Consider the following 15,220-nt stretch of genomic DNA (forward strand, 5'->3'; position numbering starts at 1 on the left):
ATGTACTGGCCAACACGATTCTTACTCAATGTGTAAGTAACCATCATTTTATCACCATCAGAAAATTCGCATACCCCATAGCATATGAGTTTATTCTATTTATCTTTTATGGTTATCTACTCATAGATATCAATCATAGCAAAGTCGACATTTTTATCACCGAGCACCTCGTGATATTGTTCTATCAGGATAGCCCTTGTTTTTTAAATAATTACAGTCCTTTTGACCAACGTCGTAATCAGGATCAGTTGCTAGTGTTAAAATGGATGAAAGTAACCATACAGAGATAATTATAAATCTCATGTCATAGTAATCTCTTCGTGACATTCGCTTCATTAGGAGTTGATGAACTCAAAACTGTTATGTGTGGGCTGACCAAACACGGCAGGCTGGCGAAATTCTACTCGCCCATACTAATTTCATCGGCATTGGTCCGCTTTGTGCCAACAGCAGACGTTTTTTCAGAGCTGAATATCCCTAATCTGGATATGTCGGGAGCTGTCAGTAAAATCTTATGGAGAAGGTGCCATTAACTTAGGATACAGCTACATAACAAGATGGCCCTACTGGCTCCCTGTTTCGCAGGTTAGTGAAGAACTGATGCTGTAGTACGTTCTATTTTCTCCTCCAGTTTTTCTTTTTCTGTAAGCGGACAGCCAGAACCGTATTGACGATCGGCAGTTATTCAGTTGGCAGGACGAGACGCCAGGGCAGCAGTTCGCTGACCCGGTTGACCGGCCAGTCTGCGATAACATCCAGCACATGGCGAAGGTAGCGTTCCGGATCGATTCCATTTAGTTTGCACGTGCCGATCAGGCTGTACAGCAGCGCACCCCGCTCACCACCGTGGTCCGAACCGAAGAACAGGTAGTTTTTTCGCCCCAGACTCACCATCCGCAGCGCATTTTCAGCGATGTTGTTATCGGCCTCAGCCCAGCCGTCATCTGCATAGTATGCCAGTGCCGTCCACTGGTTCAGCGCATACGCGAACGCTTTTGTCAGCTCCGAGTGTTGCGACAGGGTCTTCATCTTTTCACGCAGCCAGCTTTCCAGGGATTTCAACAACGGTTTCGTTTATCTCTGGCGTTCAGCAAGCCGCAGCTATGTCGACATTCCCCTTATATCCGCCTATATGGCGTATAACTGACCGATCTGCCTCATGGCTTCTTCCGTCAGGGGTGCGGACGTGCACATCGTGGATCTTTCGGCGGGCATGAGACCAGCAGGCAGCTTCCGTTAATCGCATTAATCTCCTGAACTACACCATCACCAGTTGGCGTCTCGCGCATCGCTCCCAGCGTATCGAGATTCATCAGCAACACCATTTTGCACTCTGCCGCGCTAACGGGCTCCCATAACCACCGCAGAATATTGGGCGGTGAATGTCGGCGTGCCTGTTGCCGTTGCCACGAATATTCGCCGATGCGCTGCCTGATTTCCGTGTGAAAGCGCATAATCAATACCCGGTTATCTGCTGAGGTTTCACTGTGCGGTAACTGCAGCTTAAAACTAAACACTACCAGTCGGGGGTAGTGGTCAACAGCCTGTTGGGGAAAAGCGAGTATGTTTACCCCATCCGCAGAATTATCAACAACCGGGGTGGCATGGTTATATTTCATAGTGGATTTTCTCTGTTGTTTCACAGAAAAGGTTAATAAGGGTGGGCAACAGCACTATGCTAAGTTCAACGTAATGCCGTCACCCACCATGCCATGCCTCTGGCGCTTAAAATCCCCGTATGCCCGTCGACAGCGAGGAGGATACTCTGTAACGGCAACGACTCACTTGCTTTCTGTCCATCTCTGAACCCGGCCGGTGAATCAATTGCCAGCCTGTATCATTCTGCGTCACCACTACAGAGATATGGCAGGAGCCGCAGCGCAGTGGTCTGGCATGCAGGACAATGAGTTCATCGATGGCTACCCACTCCCCATCATCGGTAATCACATATTCGGTTGGTCTGAATGAATTAACCATCGTCAGCAAGCTCCTGATGTTGATGCTGCTATGCGTGTGTCTTCAGATGGTCGCTGGGCTGGATTATTGACCGGGCATATATAGTTCTCCCGCCAGGCGGTTTCCTCAATACTGTAGATACCGGTGTTACAGGCCACACAGTGTTTCTCACCTGCATAGTGACGCCCACACCACACGCAATACCAGGCCCCAATAGGTGCAGAAGCATCCAGCGGAAAGAAGGTGAATATAAACCTTGTGTACCAGTCTCCCGGCAATGTGGCAGAGTGGTTCAGATGTCTGCACTGCCTCAGCACATCTTTCCCTACTGACCGTGGATCGTGCTCAAACCAGGCGCGAATGCCGGGGTTATCAGAATGCAGTATCAAACGACATCCGCAGGACGGGCAGGTCCAGCGCTCATCAGGCTGGCTGACTGCACTTCTGCTGCTGGTTTGCTCTCCTCTGGTATTCAGGGCCCGATAGCATGGCATTATGAGCATATGGCCTCCCCCTCAGCGTGACAGCCAGACTCACCCTGGCATTGGCCAACATGACGGGCTACCGGTCTTGCATCCGGTACGTAACACTTCAAGCGCTGTATAATTCTGACTTCATCAACAGCAGGATGCGTGTATGGGCACTCTTGTCTGCCTCGTTCAGTCAGTGCAGCAGTAGTATGGGCAAACCAGGGACGATCGGTTTCAGCATGCAGCACCAGGGAACTACCACAGTGATGGCAGGTATAAACGTCAGACGGGGAGCATAGTGCGGTTCTGGCACCGGTAAGCCGTCCGGCAGGGTTACAGGCAAGAAATGATTTTGCGTACATAGTAAGGGTCCTTACCGCCAGACAGCACGCAGGCGTGAGCCATCCCTGTATGGGCAACGTTAAGCGTGGTCACTGGCGGAATGAAGATTCAGAGAATCAGTGGATTGGGGGAAAGCGATTATGACAGGATGGGTATTCAGTGCGCAGAGGCTGCAACGACGTGGTCTATACAGTAACAAAAGGGCATATGCGCTCACCGCTGAACTGACGGTTGCATTGTCTGCAAATCCAGCGTACTGGTGCCTGCCATGTCTTGCTGTTCTGTTTATTCGCCATGAGTGTTTAGCTCCGTGACTTCGCAATGTGTTGCCACAAGACGAGGGGCATTAGCGAAAATACTTTCCAGCACCTGTTCATCGTCCACCAGCATATTCCCGGTAGAAGCCCCCATAAAGACCTTCACCCCGCAGGCTTGCGAAGCCGTAAGCGCCTTCAGTTCGTCAAGATTATCGTTCGTCGCGCCGAAGTAAAAACTGTAGTTTGCCAGCGAAGAACGCGAGGCACGCTGAAATTTCTCACGCAGCGCCTGACGGGTTGTCGTGGGTGGTGTAACGTTCGGCATTTCCATAAAACTGGTAATGCCTCCCATTACTGCGGCGGCAGATTCAGTGGCAATACTTCCCTTATGCGTCAGACCGGGTTCGCGGAAATGAACCTGATCGTCAATCATACCGGGGATCACCCATTTCCCTCGCACATCAATAACCTGCCATTCCGGTCGGGAGGGAATAAGCGAGGCAATTTTCTGGATCCGTCCCTTATCAATAAGGATGTCAGCCGGATAACGCATGTCCTCACTGATTATTAATGCATTGGTCAGTAATAAAGGCTTCATGACATCCCGCCCCCGATACTGTTGCGCTCCAGTATGGATGAGATAAACGCGCCGATTAAATAACGGTTTGCCTCTATTCGCTTTGCAAAGGGTTGCAACCCCGGCGTTTCAGTGCACGCTGCGACGTCGGAACCGGAAGAAAACAACCAGGATTCAAATGACGAATCAAAATGGTTAAAGATGATGCCATCCTCACATTCACAGCCATCAACCCGCTCTTTTTCCATGACCGGGAAAAAACGTCCAAGCTCATCACGTAATGCCACGCTAAAATGGCCTGGACGGGCAGTATGTTCAAAGGTGTAGAGATACGCCTGCTGGCGAAGAATATCCTCGTGACAACAGAGCACACCGTGTCTGGCTGCGTTTTTCAGAAGCGCTTCATAATTAAGCAGTACTTTTCCTTCAACTGAAGGCTCGACCTCTGCCCCATTGGTAAAGCCGCGATTTGGATTCTGTCCAGTACTGTTGAGCCGACAGCCAGCGCTCAGGCCAGACAGGTTCACAAGCGGTAAAAAACTCACGGCTACGTTATCAAACAATTCAGGGGAGCCCCCGCGCAGAAAATCCAGCATTCCCCAGCATCCCGCGGGTTCTTCTCCATGAAACCCTGCCGCAATCAGAATGTGCGGAACGTCGGCCCCCTGATTGACGGACTGATACAATGATATTTTGCCCTCAACAACGCTTCCCAAAACAATCTCGTAAAGCCCCCATCGCCTGGATTGTTCTCTGAAGGCTGTTTCATAAAACGCGATATCGTTGCTTTGGGTATCATCCTTCTTCACTGGCCAGACGTGACGACCGCTCTCGCGCCGGGGGATATCGCTTCCGCTTGGCTTAATCAAGGTTAACCTCCGGTGGCTGGCAACATATTTTGATAGCGTCTGCCGCCTCATTGAGTAACAGCGTTCCCATGCACTTCCCGGTACGATCGCGTACGGTGACACGCGCCGCATTCTCCTCCGCATCGCCAACGATCAGCAGGAAAGGAATGCGGGCCAGAGTCTGTTCACGGATTTTAAATCCAATTTTTTCATTGCGGAGGTCGGCCTCACAACGCAGCCCTTTTTTGCGAAGCGCCTTCACAACCTGCTCCGCATACTGGTGCTGCTTATCGGTAATCGTCATGACCACGACCTGAACCGGCGACAGCCAAGCGGGCAGTTTACCGGCGTAATGTTCAAGAAGAATACCGGTAAAACGCTCAAGAGAGCCGAAGAGCGCTCTGTGCAACATCACCGGGCGTTTTGTCGAGCCATCCTCGGCAATGTAGCCAATATCAAATCGCTCAGGCAGATTCATATCCACCTGTAGCGTTCCGCACTGCCAGTCACGGCCAATCGCGTCGCGCAACACAAACTCCAGTTTAGGGCCATAGAAGGCACCTTCACCGGGATTTACCGACCATGGTAATCCCTGCGCTTCCAGAGAGGCTGAAAGCGCGTTTTCCAGCCGATCCCAGTCGGCGTCGCTTCCCATGCGCTTTTCAGGACGGGTGGATAACTTGATTGCGACCTCTTCAAATCCAAACTGCTTATAAATATCAAGCACCAGCTGAAGGATACTTTTACACTCCCCCTCTACCTGTTCCAGCGTGCAAAAGATATGCGCGTCATCCTGAGTAAAATGGCGGACCCGTAATAAACCATGCAGCGATCCAGAGGGTTCATAACGATGGACTTTACCAAATTCAGACAGGCGAACGGGTAAATCGCGGTAGCTCCTGAGCCCGTATTTAAACAGTGATACCGCCCCCGGACAGTTCATTGGCTTGAGAGCAAAACGTCGACCATCCTCCGTTTGCGTTGTAAACATATGATCACGATAGTTGTCCCAGTGACCGGATATTTCCCACAGGCTGCGGTCCATGACATCAGGCGTATTGACCTCAACGTAACCCGCCACTTCATGGCGGTTACGCATATAGGCAATAAGCGACTGAAAGATTGTCCACCCCCTGGGATGCCAGAAAACCGCGCCAGGCGCATTGTCCTGAAAATGAAACAAATCCAGCTCCCGACCCAGCTTACGATGGTCGCGTTTCTCCGCTTCGGCCGTTTTCTCAAGCCAGCCATCAAGCTGTTTTTTGCTGGCCCATGCCGTGCCATAAATCCGCTGTAGCTGTACGTTGCTGGCTTCCCCCTGCCAGTACGCACCGGATACGTTAAGCAACTTCATATTTTTCAGAAAACGAAGATCCGGAATCAGTGGGCCATTAAAGCCGTCCGTGAACTGTTTGAGATGACATAATGTCACCGGCTCATCTGTCGGTATTTCCATCAGCCTCGTTGTTTTGAATTTCTCTCCCTGCCGCTCAAAACAGTCAACTGCCTGCGCTCGTGTGACCTGCTCTTTAAAAACCGGCGGGTTTTCGGCGATCAATTTTGTCATGTGCTGCTCAATTTTCAGCAGATCGCTGCTGGTAAAAGGATTATCCGTCGCAAAATCGTAATAAAACCCCTCTTCTGTCAGATGCCCTTCAACCCCCCTGGCAGAGGGAAACAGCTGATTTACAGACGCAGCAAGAAGGAGAAGGCAGCCACGGCGAATCGGGTCCAACGCTTCTTCGTCAAAAAGCGTAATAATATTGAGCGTGCCACTTTTTTGCACTGCCTCGATCAGATCGATATATTGGCCATCAATTTCAGCATGCACGGCGTTTTTCGCGACGAAAGAACCGATACTTTCCGCGACGTTCTGCAACGTGGTCCCTTTTCTGACGAGCTTCAGAGAGCCATCAGGAAGAGTAAAGGTGAGAGGTTCTGACTCTGTTATAAGCGCTTCTGACATTTTCGTATCCCGACATAGCTCAGTGATTAACAGCAACTATGTTGCATTAACCCACAAATTAACGCAACCTTGTTGCATTAAAAGTCGTCTGTCTGAATATCAATCCCTGCGTAAGCCATAAAAAATTGCGGCATCAGGCATTAAATGATAACGATAATTCTTCTCATTTAAATATAGCCTGTGCTATGTTTTACAACCTAGGATAGGTTATAACATTGCGTAGCATTGACAAACAGTGATTTCATCAGGAGATAACCATGCTTCAACTCAATACGGTAAAGATAATCCTGTTAAGCACGCTTATCACAGGACTGACAGCTATCCAGGGCGCTTACGCTGCTGAAAAGTTTAAGGTCATTACGACATTCACGGTAATTGCTGATATGGCACAGAACGTGGAAGGGGACGCCGCAGAAGTGAGTTCGATCACCAGGCCTGGCGCAGAAATCCATGAATACCAGCCTACAACCAGAGTTATAAAGCGCGCTCAGGGGGGAATGAGAAATACCGCTGAGGAAGTTAATGTTTTATGAAAAAAGCAATCATCTTTCTCCTTTCGTTTTATAGCTGCACGGGATTTGCTGAGTCTCAGCAGGCACGAAGCGACTATTCTACTGAAGAAAGTCAGGCTAAAGTTAACAAAATCCTTCATACTACTTCTTTGTACAGGAAGGGCCTCAGCTATAGTGAACGCGTTGCTGAGATATCTTCCCGTTTCCTCGGAACGCCTTACCAGTCTCATACACTGATTGGATCATCTTCGATGCAAGAGAGGCTGGTCACTAACCCCAGCACCGTGGATTGTTTTACTTTTCTTGATTATGTTCGCTCCATGGCGCACGCCAGTAGCTGGCAAACTTATGTATCTGAACTTGTTAATACCCGTTATACAAACGGAAAGATTGATTTTACTGGCAGAAAACATTTTTTCACGGACTGGGCTGTCATATCTCCGCGAAATGCACAAGATGTTACTCAGGATATCAGCCCCTATGCTATTACTGTCAACAAACAGCTAAACCAAAAGAATAAAAGACAAGAATATGTTAAGGGTCTCGGCATTATCTCACGCCGGATAAGCTATATACCGGCTTCTGCAATAGATAAAGAGGTAATAAATAAACTGCAAACAGGTGATTACGTGGGTATTTATTCAACAAAAAGAGGACTGGATGTTTCACATGTTGGGATCATTATCAAAGACCACAATAATATCTGGTTCAGAAATGCATCGTCATTAGCGAAAAACAGAAAGGTAGTTGACTCACCTTTTATTAGATACATGGCTACAAAACCGGGTATTGTAGTTTTACGAGAGAAAACAGATCAATACCCCTGAAAAGTAGAATAGTGTGTCAGGCAATAGCGCCTTTCCCCACTCCCTCAAAGGCATGGACTTCTATTTTCGCTGCGGGTAAACCGTGCTCAATTGACTGCCTGATAAATAAAGCCAGTGACTCAACCGTGGTATCACACGGCAGAATATCTACTACCTCAGAACAAAGCATAATTTCAAAGTATCCCTGAGAACTCCGCCAGGAAGAACATGTCAGCCCCTTATGCCAGTATGCAACGGCACGCGGTGAAAGTGTTGTCACTGTAACGACATCTTCCCAGCTTAATAGATAAGCGTTAATCCATCGCGTTGCCCACTTCTGTTCCCACATATGGCTTCGCTCACCATCCACAAAAATTCTGATCGCAGAGCGATGCCCATGCGCTATTCTCTGGCAATTTCCGCGGTGTTTTTTCAGTCCATGCGAGTAGTGATAACTGCCCCCATTAATACTTTCCGGCCGTAACGTTATCGTTATGTCTTTTACTCCTGGCGGCAAACACGCCAGTAAATGTTTTTCTATTTGGGATTCAAGGCAACGGGAATTAATATTATCTGTCTGGACCAGCCAGAAACTCTCCTGCGGCCCGGAAATAAAACACTGGGTCTCCCCATTCTTACGCAGCATGGCGACTTCCGTCGTAGTGCCTGCATGACTAACAATAATATGACTATTTTGTTCCGGCACAATCAGGACATGATCGGCCAGTTTATCAATTTCATGTTTGATACTTTTTTTAGCATGTGAGAAATCCATTACCATTGACTCAGCATTCAGATCTCCCTCAAGAATAATATCAACAATAAGGCTATCGCCAATCAACCCGGATTCCGCATCAAGGAAACTAAAATCCATGACCGTCAGATCATTAATAAAAAGTTTCACCGCTACCTCTTTAATAAAACAGAAAAGCCTCTTCCGCAAAAGGAAAGAAGAGGCAAGTATCATCTTGCTACATTAATAACAAATCGTTAATAATACGATGTTATTTTAATGGCACTAACCGAGCCATACTCAGAATTCATTTCGCAACAGCTGATAACCTTCCACCAGTTTGACATTGGTGCTGGCGACTTCTTCTGAAAATTGTAAAGACGCGGGGTCTACTTTCGAATAACTTTTAAGATCGGAATCAGGCCCCACGCGTTCCGTTGATGGAATATAGGTGTTCTCAGGCAAGGTAACGCCATCCACAACTGCATTATAGCGAATAACACAACCAGTCTGAATATGACAATTAAACAACACGCTGTTGAATCCAATAAATACCCGTTCATCAACCTGACAGGGGCCATGCACTATTGCACGGTGGGCAATGGACGTTCCGCTTCCTATCGTCACTGGCGCGCCGCTTTTTGAATGAATAACCACCCCATCCTGAATATTAGAGTGGGAATGGATAATGATAGGATCCATGTCCCCTTCTGCATTTAGCTCGTCAGCACGGATAACCGCATAGGGTCCGACGTAAACATAATCATGAATAATGACACGTCCACAAATTACCGCGGTGGGATCGATATAGGCCTTTGTTGACACCACTGGGGTATGACCTGATGGGTTTTTACGTAACATTTTTACTTCCTTTCCAGTGAATACGGGCAACGGCATTATGAGGATGCAGGCTTTCCTGATGCTCAACCCTGATATCAAATGCTTCACAAAAGGGTGCACAACGAAAAACGTTATTGAGCCGACGGGCAGCATCTTCGCAAAACATCAGATTCTGACCGTTAGCCACCGCAAAAGCCTGTTCGTCGCTCCGCTTGACAACCGTTTGCACGGCTGTCCCGAGAGCAACTTCAGCATAATCAATCAGCTCAATCACAGGCAGTGATTTTGCTTCAGAATTAAGCAGGATACTCACCCATGCCCAGCTTCGCTGGCTGTGCGGGGTTGCCGGCATTCCTTTCTCAACAAGCCAGTCCGCTATTTCTGCTGCCGGGAGCCTGTCGATCCGGTTACCAAAGTCTTTGCTAAACTGCAAACCCGCGACGTGGCGGCTAAGCGCGGCGGAAGCAGGACAGGTTGACGAATAAGGGATACCCACTTTGAGGGTAACCGTAAAAGATTGCCTGAGTTCGGCGCTCAGAGTCAGAGGATAGGCTTTCCAGCCGGAGTGATTAGAATTTAACGACTTACGCGACAGTAACACCTCCCCTGAAATCTCAATACTGGCTTCATCACTACGTCCCTGATGCGATACCAGAAATGCTTTCAGCACACGTTGCAATAAATCCGGCGTCATTTCCCCTTGTGTTAGTTCATCCAGTAGCAGATAAAGGCGAGACATATGGATCCCCTTTTCGGCTTCAGGTGAACTGAGAAGGTTTATGCCGGCATTAACCTTTGCGGCTACCGGCCTGCCTGCGATATCTACCGGCAGATCGATTTGCTCCATACCGACCCAGGATAACGACTCACTCTCATCGTCGCCCTTAGTGGACTGAATATCCGGTAGCATGCCGGGGCATAAGGTTTGTTTCGCTGCCATACTCATATATACCTGCCTGATCTGTTATTCGTTCCTGTCCCTGCCCGCGCCCCGGGCGGCTTTATTTCTTTCGGTACTGAACCTCAACTTTTTCCTCCTTGGTTTTGGCTTCAATACTTAATTCTGCGGTGGGCCTGAGTAGCAGGCGTTGCAGGCCGATAGGTTCGCCAGTATCCCGGCAGAATCCATACTCTCCTTTTTCCAGCCGTATCAGCGCTGCATCATATTTCGGCAGCAGGCGGCTTTCCCTGTCTATCTGTCTGAACAACAGACGTAACTGCTCTTCACGAATGGCGATATCCCCTTCGTCACCCGTTTCGGGATTCTCCTGCAACTGTTGCTTCATCTGATCGATATGATCGAGTACCTCCTGCCTTTCGTGGCGGATAAGCCGCCGGAAGTAGTCCTGTTGCACAGGGTTCATGTAGTCTTCTGGCGGCATAGCCAGGATTTTTTCTCGTTCAGCGCGGGTAGGTTTAGTCATGTCCTGTACCGATAAAATTGCATAATGAAACGCTATAACATAACATTAACTAACGCTGCAAAATAACCTGTTAAACCAGCCTGGCCACTTTCGTGGGCCAGGGATCGTGGAAAATCCCCCCCTGCTGCCACCAGTGAATTTGCTCTTCCGTGAGTAAACACTGGCGCAATGCAAGGGTGAAATCGTCGATTTCTCCGCTCTCGCCAATAACCGTCAGGCGGCAGCGCCGGTCACCAAATCTGCCAGGCATTTTTGCCAGTTGCTCACGGATAGCTGAGCGTTCTTCCTTTGTCAGTGAATTATCAGTGTGCGTCAGGACCCCGGCTTTCCAGTAGCTTATGAATTCAAGATTGATGCTCCCTGCTGCCTGGTTCCACAATAATGCCAGATCATCCCTTCCCGGTAGCCAGAAAAACCCCTTGCTGCGGTAAACACCTGCGCCCATAAAGCGATGACAGGTATCCCATAGCCGCTGCGGATGAAATGGACGGTCATCCTCAATGACCCGCCACGAAATATCATATTTTTTGTTGGGTTCATCCGGCAAAACTGCATCAATGGCATCCTGAAGCTCATCGATAAGTAACGCGACACGATGAAAATCGTAATCCGGCATGGAAAGCAATTCATCCAGCTGTAAATTTCCCCAGGGTACGGCCATAGTTGCAACCTGGGGATTAAGTGGATGTATGGCTCTGGCTACCTCAGTAACCACATAGAAGGGTAACCTGTCGTTTTTGGTTAATAAGAGCTTATTACAGAACATAATCTGTTCTGCCAGCAGGCTTTCCACTCCCCGGGTCCCTTTGTTGAGGTGCTCCTGGAAAATCGGAATAAGCGTCTTTCCACCGTCGTAGTCATCATTAAGCATGACCGTGTCTACAAGAGACAAAAATGCTTTGAGACTTACCTGGGTGTGTTCTCGCAGATAGCGGACCAGGGGAAGAGGATGGCTGCTGCCTGACGTTTCCAGTAAAATAAAATCCGGAGACCTTTTTTCGAGCAGGTTTTTCAGCGCGGAATCCAGCTTCTGGATCCCACTTCTGCTGCTGATACTGTCTGCTGAAATACTCACAAAATTGTTACTGGCTGCATCAACGATTTCTGTGTTGGCTATCAGGACGCCATCCACATCAAGTTCACTCATGTCATTAACGATGACGGATACAGTCATTCGCCGTTTGTATGCCTGTGTAAGAAGGTTTTTTAGCAGAGTAGTTTTCCCTGCCCCCAGAAAACCATTAAGGATAATGAGCGGTGTTCTTTTCATAGCATCCAGCCTTATGCCGCTAAACGTTAATGCAATCAAGTTGCAATAATACCGGCTTCCTGCCAAAATTCAAATGACATGACTCGGAGGGGGAAATATGACAACACCAGTAGCCAAAACGTATGACTGGAAGCAAACGTTGCGCGCACAGGGTTTGCGGGCAACGCCATCCACCCTTGCTACACTGCAGTGTCTTGAACATGCCAGCCAGGCCATGAGCCATGACGATTTAACTCAGCAACTGGGCGAGCAGGCTCCCGATCGTGTGACCCTTTACCGAATACTGGAGCGGCTAATGCAGATAAGTATTGTCCAGCGTTATACCGACTCGGCAAGAACTCAGCGTTTCGCTCTGACCCAACGGGCTGCCGTAGGACTTTTTGAATGCGATAACTGCCATCATGTTATTCCTATTGAACAGGATCCAGCGCTGGAAGCGGCTATTGAAATGGTAAAGTCGCATCTCACCGGACATGGTATGACCGAACGGGAAATTACCCTTTCCAGCCATGGTATCTGTCCGGACTGTAATCGTACTCTGACTAAATAACCTTTTTCTTATTCCATGCAACCGTTGATTAGCACCAGGCGTGCTCGCGTACTGCTATGCAAAGTAATGAGGTAAGCGCCATGATAAAAATGACAAATACAATGAATGGGCAAAAGGAGTTGTTGGTTCCGATCACGAAAGGCAAAATTGGCATGTATGTATGCGGCGTGACGGTTTATGACCTTTGCCATCTGGGACACGCCAGAACCTTTGTAGCTTTTGATATGATTGTCCGCTATCTGCGTTTTCGCGGATACGATGTGACTTTCGTGCGTAACATTACTGATATAGATGATAAAATTATTCAGCGCGCCCGTGATACGGGAGAGGACTGGCGCAGCCTGACAGAGCGAATGGTGCAGGAAATGCACATTGACTTTGCAAAGTTAGGCATCCTGCCGCCAGACATCGAACCCCGCCCCACAGAGCACATTCCACAAATCATCAGTATGATCGAACGACTTCTGCATCGACAATATGCTTACATTGCAGAGAGTGGTGATGTCATGTTCTCCACTGCATCGGCACAAGACTACGGAAAGCTTTCGGGACAGGATATTACCATGCTTCGCGCCGGGGCCCGCATCGACGTCAATGAGTATAAACGTGACCCGCTGGATTTTGTTCTCTGGAAGCGGGCGAAATCCGGCGAGCCGGCCTGGCCCTCTCCATGGGGAGAAGGTCGACCGGGATGGCATATTGAATGCTCTGCGATGAACTGTCATTACCTCGGAACGCATTTCGACATTCATGGCGGCGGTTCGGATCTCATTTTTCCACATCATGAAAATGAAATCGCTCAGTCTACCTCAGCCAACGATGGCCCTTACGTGAACTACTGGCTCCATACCGGCATGGTGACGGTAGATAAAGAAAAGATGTCGAAATCGCTGAATAACTTTTTTACCCTGCGCGATATTCTGAACCGGTTTGATGCCCAGAGCGTGCGTTTCTTCCTGTTAAGTGCCCATTATCGTAAGCCATTAAATTACAGCGAGGAAAATATTCATCTGGCACGCGCCTCGCTGACACGGCTCTATACCGCATGCCAGTTTGCTGATGGCTCCCGGTCTGAACAGCATGATACCTGGCGGGCCAGGTTCTGTGAGGCAATGGATGATGATTTTAATACGCCTCAGGCGCTTGCCGTTCTGTTTGAGCTAACAAGAGAAATTAACCGGCTATACGCAATGAATGAAGGCGAGGCGGCAGCACTTGCCACCACGCTGAAAGTACTGGGCAATGTGCTGGGGTTGTTTGAACAATCCGCGGCTGCCTTTTTGACCAACCGCGATGACGTTCACCCAGCAGAGTTGCAGCTTATTGAAAACCTAATCCATCAGCGTAGTGAAGCACGACGTATGGGCGAATGGGGCAAGGCCGATCGTTTAAGAAATGAATTAGCGGAGCAAGGCATTGAGCTTGAAGATGTCGGCGAAAACACCTCCTGGCGCATCCGATAAATCGTACATCAGGAGGAAAAAAAATTTCAATGTGGTATGTTATGTTATAACGTAACATAAAAGGTGATTCTATGAACCAACCACGCGAAGTCGTTATTGTCGGTGCGGGTCCGGCTGGAGTGGGTATGGCGGCGCTTCTTCGTCGGAGCGCCGTACAGGATATCCTCGTCGTGGACAGTCACGAAGTGGGTGCCTCCTTTATGCGCTGGCCGGAAGAAACCCGCTTTATTACTCCTTCTTTTTTTTCCAATCCGTTCGGACAAGCCGATCTTAATGCTGTGACGCCTGACAGTTCCCTGGCGCTTTTCTGCGGTGAAGAACACGCTGGGGGAAACACGTACGCAAAATACCTCAATGCCGTGCTGGATGAGTATCAGATCCCCGTCATGGCCCCCGCCAGGGTTGTAAAGGTGGCCTTGCTCAGTTCAGGTCACTTTATGCTGACAACAGAAACAGGAGAGAGAATTGAAACGCGCTCATTAATATGGGCTACAGGTGAATTCCAGTTCCCTGACCGGCAGATTTTTCCGGGAGCAAAAATGTGTTGCCATTACGCTGATGTGTCCAGCTGGAAGGACTTCCGAAAAGGCGATTACATCGTGATCGGCGGCTATGAAAGCGCGGTGGATGCCGCTGTAAACCTGCTGGAAAATGGTTCATCGGTAAAAATGTTGACCCGCTCTGCCCCCTGGTCAGCTAACCATATCAGCGATCCCAGTCTGTCGCTCTCCCCTTATACCCGTGAGCGACTTAACAGGGCGATGAATAACCGTCTTTTCGAAATTTATGAAGATGCGGATGTCTGTGAGGTGGTCAGGATGCCCGGCCCGGGGAGCTCCTACAAGGTCCATACCACTAACGGACGCGCCTGGGCCACTGACGAGGTGCCTGTGCTTGCCACCGGCTTCCAGTGTGGCGGGGGAGCAAGTCAACTGGCTGCTTTTTTTGAATGGAATGATGATGGCTATCCGGTGTTGACGGACGACGACTGCTCAACTCTTTTTCCCGGTTTGTACCTTGTCGGTCCCCATGTCCGGCATGCCGGAAATATTTATTGCTTTATCTATAAGTTCCGCCAGCGCTTTCCCGTCGTGGCAGAAAGTATCACGCGTCATCTGGGCCTGTCCTCTGAAGGAGTACGGGACTGGTGGGTTCTGCCTTCAGAGCCTGACTGCTGTGCCGATGATGACTGTGCATGCTGAGGTC

The 15,220-nt window shown here is 49.1% G+C and carries 14 protein-coding genes and 2 pseudogenes; 5 read left to right on the forward strand and 11 right to left on the reverse strand.

The genetic code is table 11. The features are described 5' to 3' along the window. Positions 1–681: 681 nt before the first annotated feature. The 6 genes and pseudogenes from tnpC to thrS form a co-directional block, all read right to left on the reverse strand. A pseudogene (gene tnpC / locus ACH1XZ_RS17710) lies at positions 682–1,240 on the reverse strand (IS66 family transposase); the annotation flags it as partial. Positions 1,241–1,979: 739 nt separating this feature from the next. Continuing rightward, positions 1,980–2,459 carry a putative zinc ribbon protein gene (locus ACH1XZ_RS17715; protein WP_395596584.1) on the reverse strand — a complete coding sequence of 160 codons (480 nt, stop codon included), beginning with the start codon at positions 2,457–2,459 and terminating at the stop codon, positions 1,980–1,982. After that, positions 2,450–2,788, reverse strand: coding sequence for a DUF7828 domain-containing protein (locus ACH1XZ_RS17720; protein ID WP_047660995.1), 339 nt, complete (start codon positions 2,786–2,788; stop codon positions 2,450–2,452). Before ACH1XZ_RS17720 ends, ACH1XZ_RS17715 begins: the two co-directional genes overlap by 10 nt. Before the next feature lie 265 nt (positions 2,789–3,053). Beyond that, positions 3,054–3,623 (reverse strand): amidohydrolase family protein, encoded by a 570-nt coding sequence (locus ACH1XZ_RS17725; RefSeq protein WP_270502563.1) that lies wholly within the window; start codon positions 3,621–3,623, stop codon positions 3,054–3,056. Further along, the gene (locus ACH1XZ_RS17730) at positions 3,620–4,471 is read right to left on the reverse strand and encodes a M14 family metallopeptidase (protein ID WP_270502564.1); all 852 of its coding nucleotides are present in this window, start codon (positions 4,469–4,471) and stop codon (positions 3,620–3,622) included. The genes ACH1XZ_RS17725 and ACH1XZ_RS17730 overlap by 4 nt, the downstream gene beginning before the upstream one ends. Next, positions 4,464–6,416 (reverse strand): threonine--tRNA ligase, encoded by a 1,953-nt coding sequence (gene thrS, locus ACH1XZ_RS17735; protein ID WP_270502565.1) that lies wholly within the window; start codon positions 6,414–6,416, stop codon positions 4,464–4,466. Before thrS ends, ACH1XZ_RS17730 begins: the two co-directional genes overlap by 8 nt. 257 nt (positions 6,417–6,673) lie before the next feature. Here thrS and ACH1XZ_RS17740 point away from each other — a divergent pair. Further along, positions 6,674–6,943, forward strand: a pseudogene (locus tag ACH1XZ_RS17740) (metal ABC transporter solute-binding protein, Zn/Mn family); the annotation flags it as partial. A gap of 2 nt (positions 6,944–6,945) precedes the next feature. Further along, a complete protein-coding gene (locus ACH1XZ_RS17745; protein ID WP_270502566.1) occupies positions 6,946–7,755 on the forward strand; it encodes a DUF1460 domain-containing protein in 810 nt (269 codons plus the stop codon). Positions 7,756–7,771: 16 nt separating this feature from the next. Here ACH1XZ_RS17745 and ACH1XZ_RS17750 read toward each other — a convergent pair whose 3' ends face one another. The 5 genes from ACH1XZ_RS17750 to ACH1XZ_RS17770 all read right to left on the reverse strand — a co-directional run bounded on the left by ACH1XZ_RS17750 (position 7,772) and on the right by ACH1XZ_RS17770 (position 12,001). Beyond that, complete coding sequence (locus ACH1XZ_RS17750) at positions 7,772–8,638, reverse strand: tunnelling fold family protein (RefSeq protein ID WP_270502567.1); 867 nt, start codon at positions 8,636–8,638, stop codon at positions 7,772–7,774. Positions 8,639–8,767: 129 nt separating this feature from the next. Beyond that, entirely contained in the window at positions 8,768–9,328 is a 561-nt protein-coding gene (locus ACH1XZ_RS17755; RefSeq protein WP_216298950.1) for an LbetaH domain-containing protein, read from the reverse strand. Continuing rightward, entirely contained in the window at positions 9,318–10,253 is a 936-nt protein-coding gene (gene folE2, locus ACH1XZ_RS17760; RefSeq protein ID WP_226614710.1) for a GTP cyclohydrolase FolE2, read from the reverse strand. Before folE2 ends, ACH1XZ_RS17755 begins: the two co-directional genes overlap by 11 nt. A 55-nt stretch (positions 10,254–10,308) precedes the next feature. After that, positions 10,309–10,731: an RNA polymerase-binding protein DksA gene (gene dksA, locus ACH1XZ_RS17765; RefSeq protein ID WP_049235485.1), complete on the reverse strand. Its 423-nt coding sequence runs from the start codon at positions 10,729–10,731 to the stop codon at positions 10,309–10,311. Positions 10,732–10,801: 70 nt separating this feature from the next. Beyond that, positions 10,802–12,001 carry a CobW family GTP-binding protein gene (locus ACH1XZ_RS17770; RefSeq protein ID WP_270502568.1) on the reverse strand — a complete coding sequence of 400 codons (1,200 nt, stop codon included), beginning with the start codon at positions 11,999–12,001 and terminating at the stop codon, positions 10,802–10,804. 97 nt (positions 12,002–12,098) lie between these two features. On the opposite strand from ACH1XZ_RS17770, the gene ACH1XZ_RS17775 reads away from it, so the two are divergent. The 3 genes from ACH1XZ_RS17775 to ACH1XZ_RS17785 all read left to right on the forward strand — a co-directional run bounded on the left by ACH1XZ_RS17775 (position 12,099) and on the right by ACH1XZ_RS17785 (position 15,216). Next, on the forward strand, positions 12,099–12,551 hold the full coding sequence (locus tag ACH1XZ_RS17775) for a Fur family transcriptional regulator (protein WP_076738282.1): 453 nt from the start codon (positions 12,099–12,101) through the stop codon (positions 12,549–12,551). An 80-nt stretch (positions 12,552–12,631) separates the two neighbouring features. Beyond that, positions 12,632–14,014: a cysteine--tRNA ligase gene (cysS, locus tag ACH1XZ_RS17780; protein WP_085661478.1), complete on the forward strand. Its 1,383-nt coding sequence runs from the start codon at positions 12,632–12,634 to the stop codon at positions 14,012–14,014. A gap of 71 nt (positions 14,015–14,085) precedes the next feature. Next, positions 14,086–15,216 carry an NAD(P)/FAD-dependent oxidoreductase gene (locus ACH1XZ_RS17785; protein ID WP_076738281.1) on the forward strand — a complete coding sequence of 377 codons (1,131 nt, stop codon included), beginning with the start codon at positions 14,086–14,088 and terminating at the stop codon, positions 15,214–15,216. The last annotated feature ends 4 nt before the right edge of the window (positions 15,217–15,220 follow it).

Source organism: Kluyvera chengduensis (assembly GCF_044197065.1).
Classification (GTDB): Bacteria; Pseudomonadota; Gammaproteobacteria; order Enterobacterales; family Enterobacteriaceae; genus Kluyvera; species Kluyvera ascorbata_C.

What these genes read in the sequence shown, in the direction of transcription:
- ACH1XZ_RS17715 (WP_395596584.1), bottom strand. Translation starts at nt 2,459, where the DNA reads ATGCTCATAATGCCATGCTATCGGGCCCTGAATACCAGAGGAGAGCAA.
- ACH1XZ_RS17720 (WP_047660995.1), bottom strand. Translation starts at nt 2,788, where the DNA reads ATGTACGCAAAATCATTTCTTGCCTGTAACCCTGCCGGACGGCTTACC.
- ACH1XZ_RS17725 (WP_270502563.1), bottom strand. Translation starts at nt 3,623, where the DNA reads ATGAAGCCTTTATTACTGACCAATGCATTAATAATCAGTGAGGACATG.
- thrS (WP_270502565.1), bottom strand. Translation starts at nt 6,416, where the DNA reads ATGTCAGAAGCGCTTATAACAGAGTCAGAACCTCTCACCTTTACTCTT.
- ACH1XZ_RS17745 (WP_270502566.1), top strand. Translation starts at nt 6,946, where the DNA reads ATGAAAAAAGCAATCATCTTTCTCCTTTCGTTTTATAGCTGCACGGGA.
- ACH1XZ_RS17755 (WP_216298950.1), bottom strand. Translation starts at nt 9,328, where the DNA reads ATGTTACGTAAAAACCCATCAGGTCATACCCCAGTGGTGTCAACAAAG.
- folE2 (WP_226614710.1), bottom strand. Translation starts at nt 10,253, where the DNA reads ATGAGTATGGCAGCGAAACAAACCTTATGCCCCGGCATGCTACCGGAT.
- dksA (WP_049235485.1), bottom strand. Translation starts at nt 10,731, where the DNA reads ATGACTAAACCTACCCGCGCTGAACGAGAAAAAATCCTGGCTATGCCG.
- ACH1XZ_RS17770 (WP_270502568.1), bottom strand. Translation starts at nt 12,001, where the DNA reads ATGAAAAGAACACCGCTCATTATCCTTAATGGTTTTCTGGGGGCAGGG.
- ACH1XZ_RS17775 (WP_076738282.1), top strand. Translation starts at nt 12,099, where the DNA reads ATGACAACACCAGTAGCCAAAACGTATGACTGGAAGCAAACGTTGCGC.
- cysS (WP_085661478.1), top strand. Translation starts at nt 12,632, where the DNA reads ATGATAAAAATGACAAATACAATGAATGGGCAAAAGGAGTTGTTGGTT.
- ACH1XZ_RS17785 (WP_076738281.1), top strand. Translation starts at nt 14,086, where the DNA reads ATGAACCAACCACGCGAAGTCGTTATTGTCGGTGCGGGTCCGGCTGGA.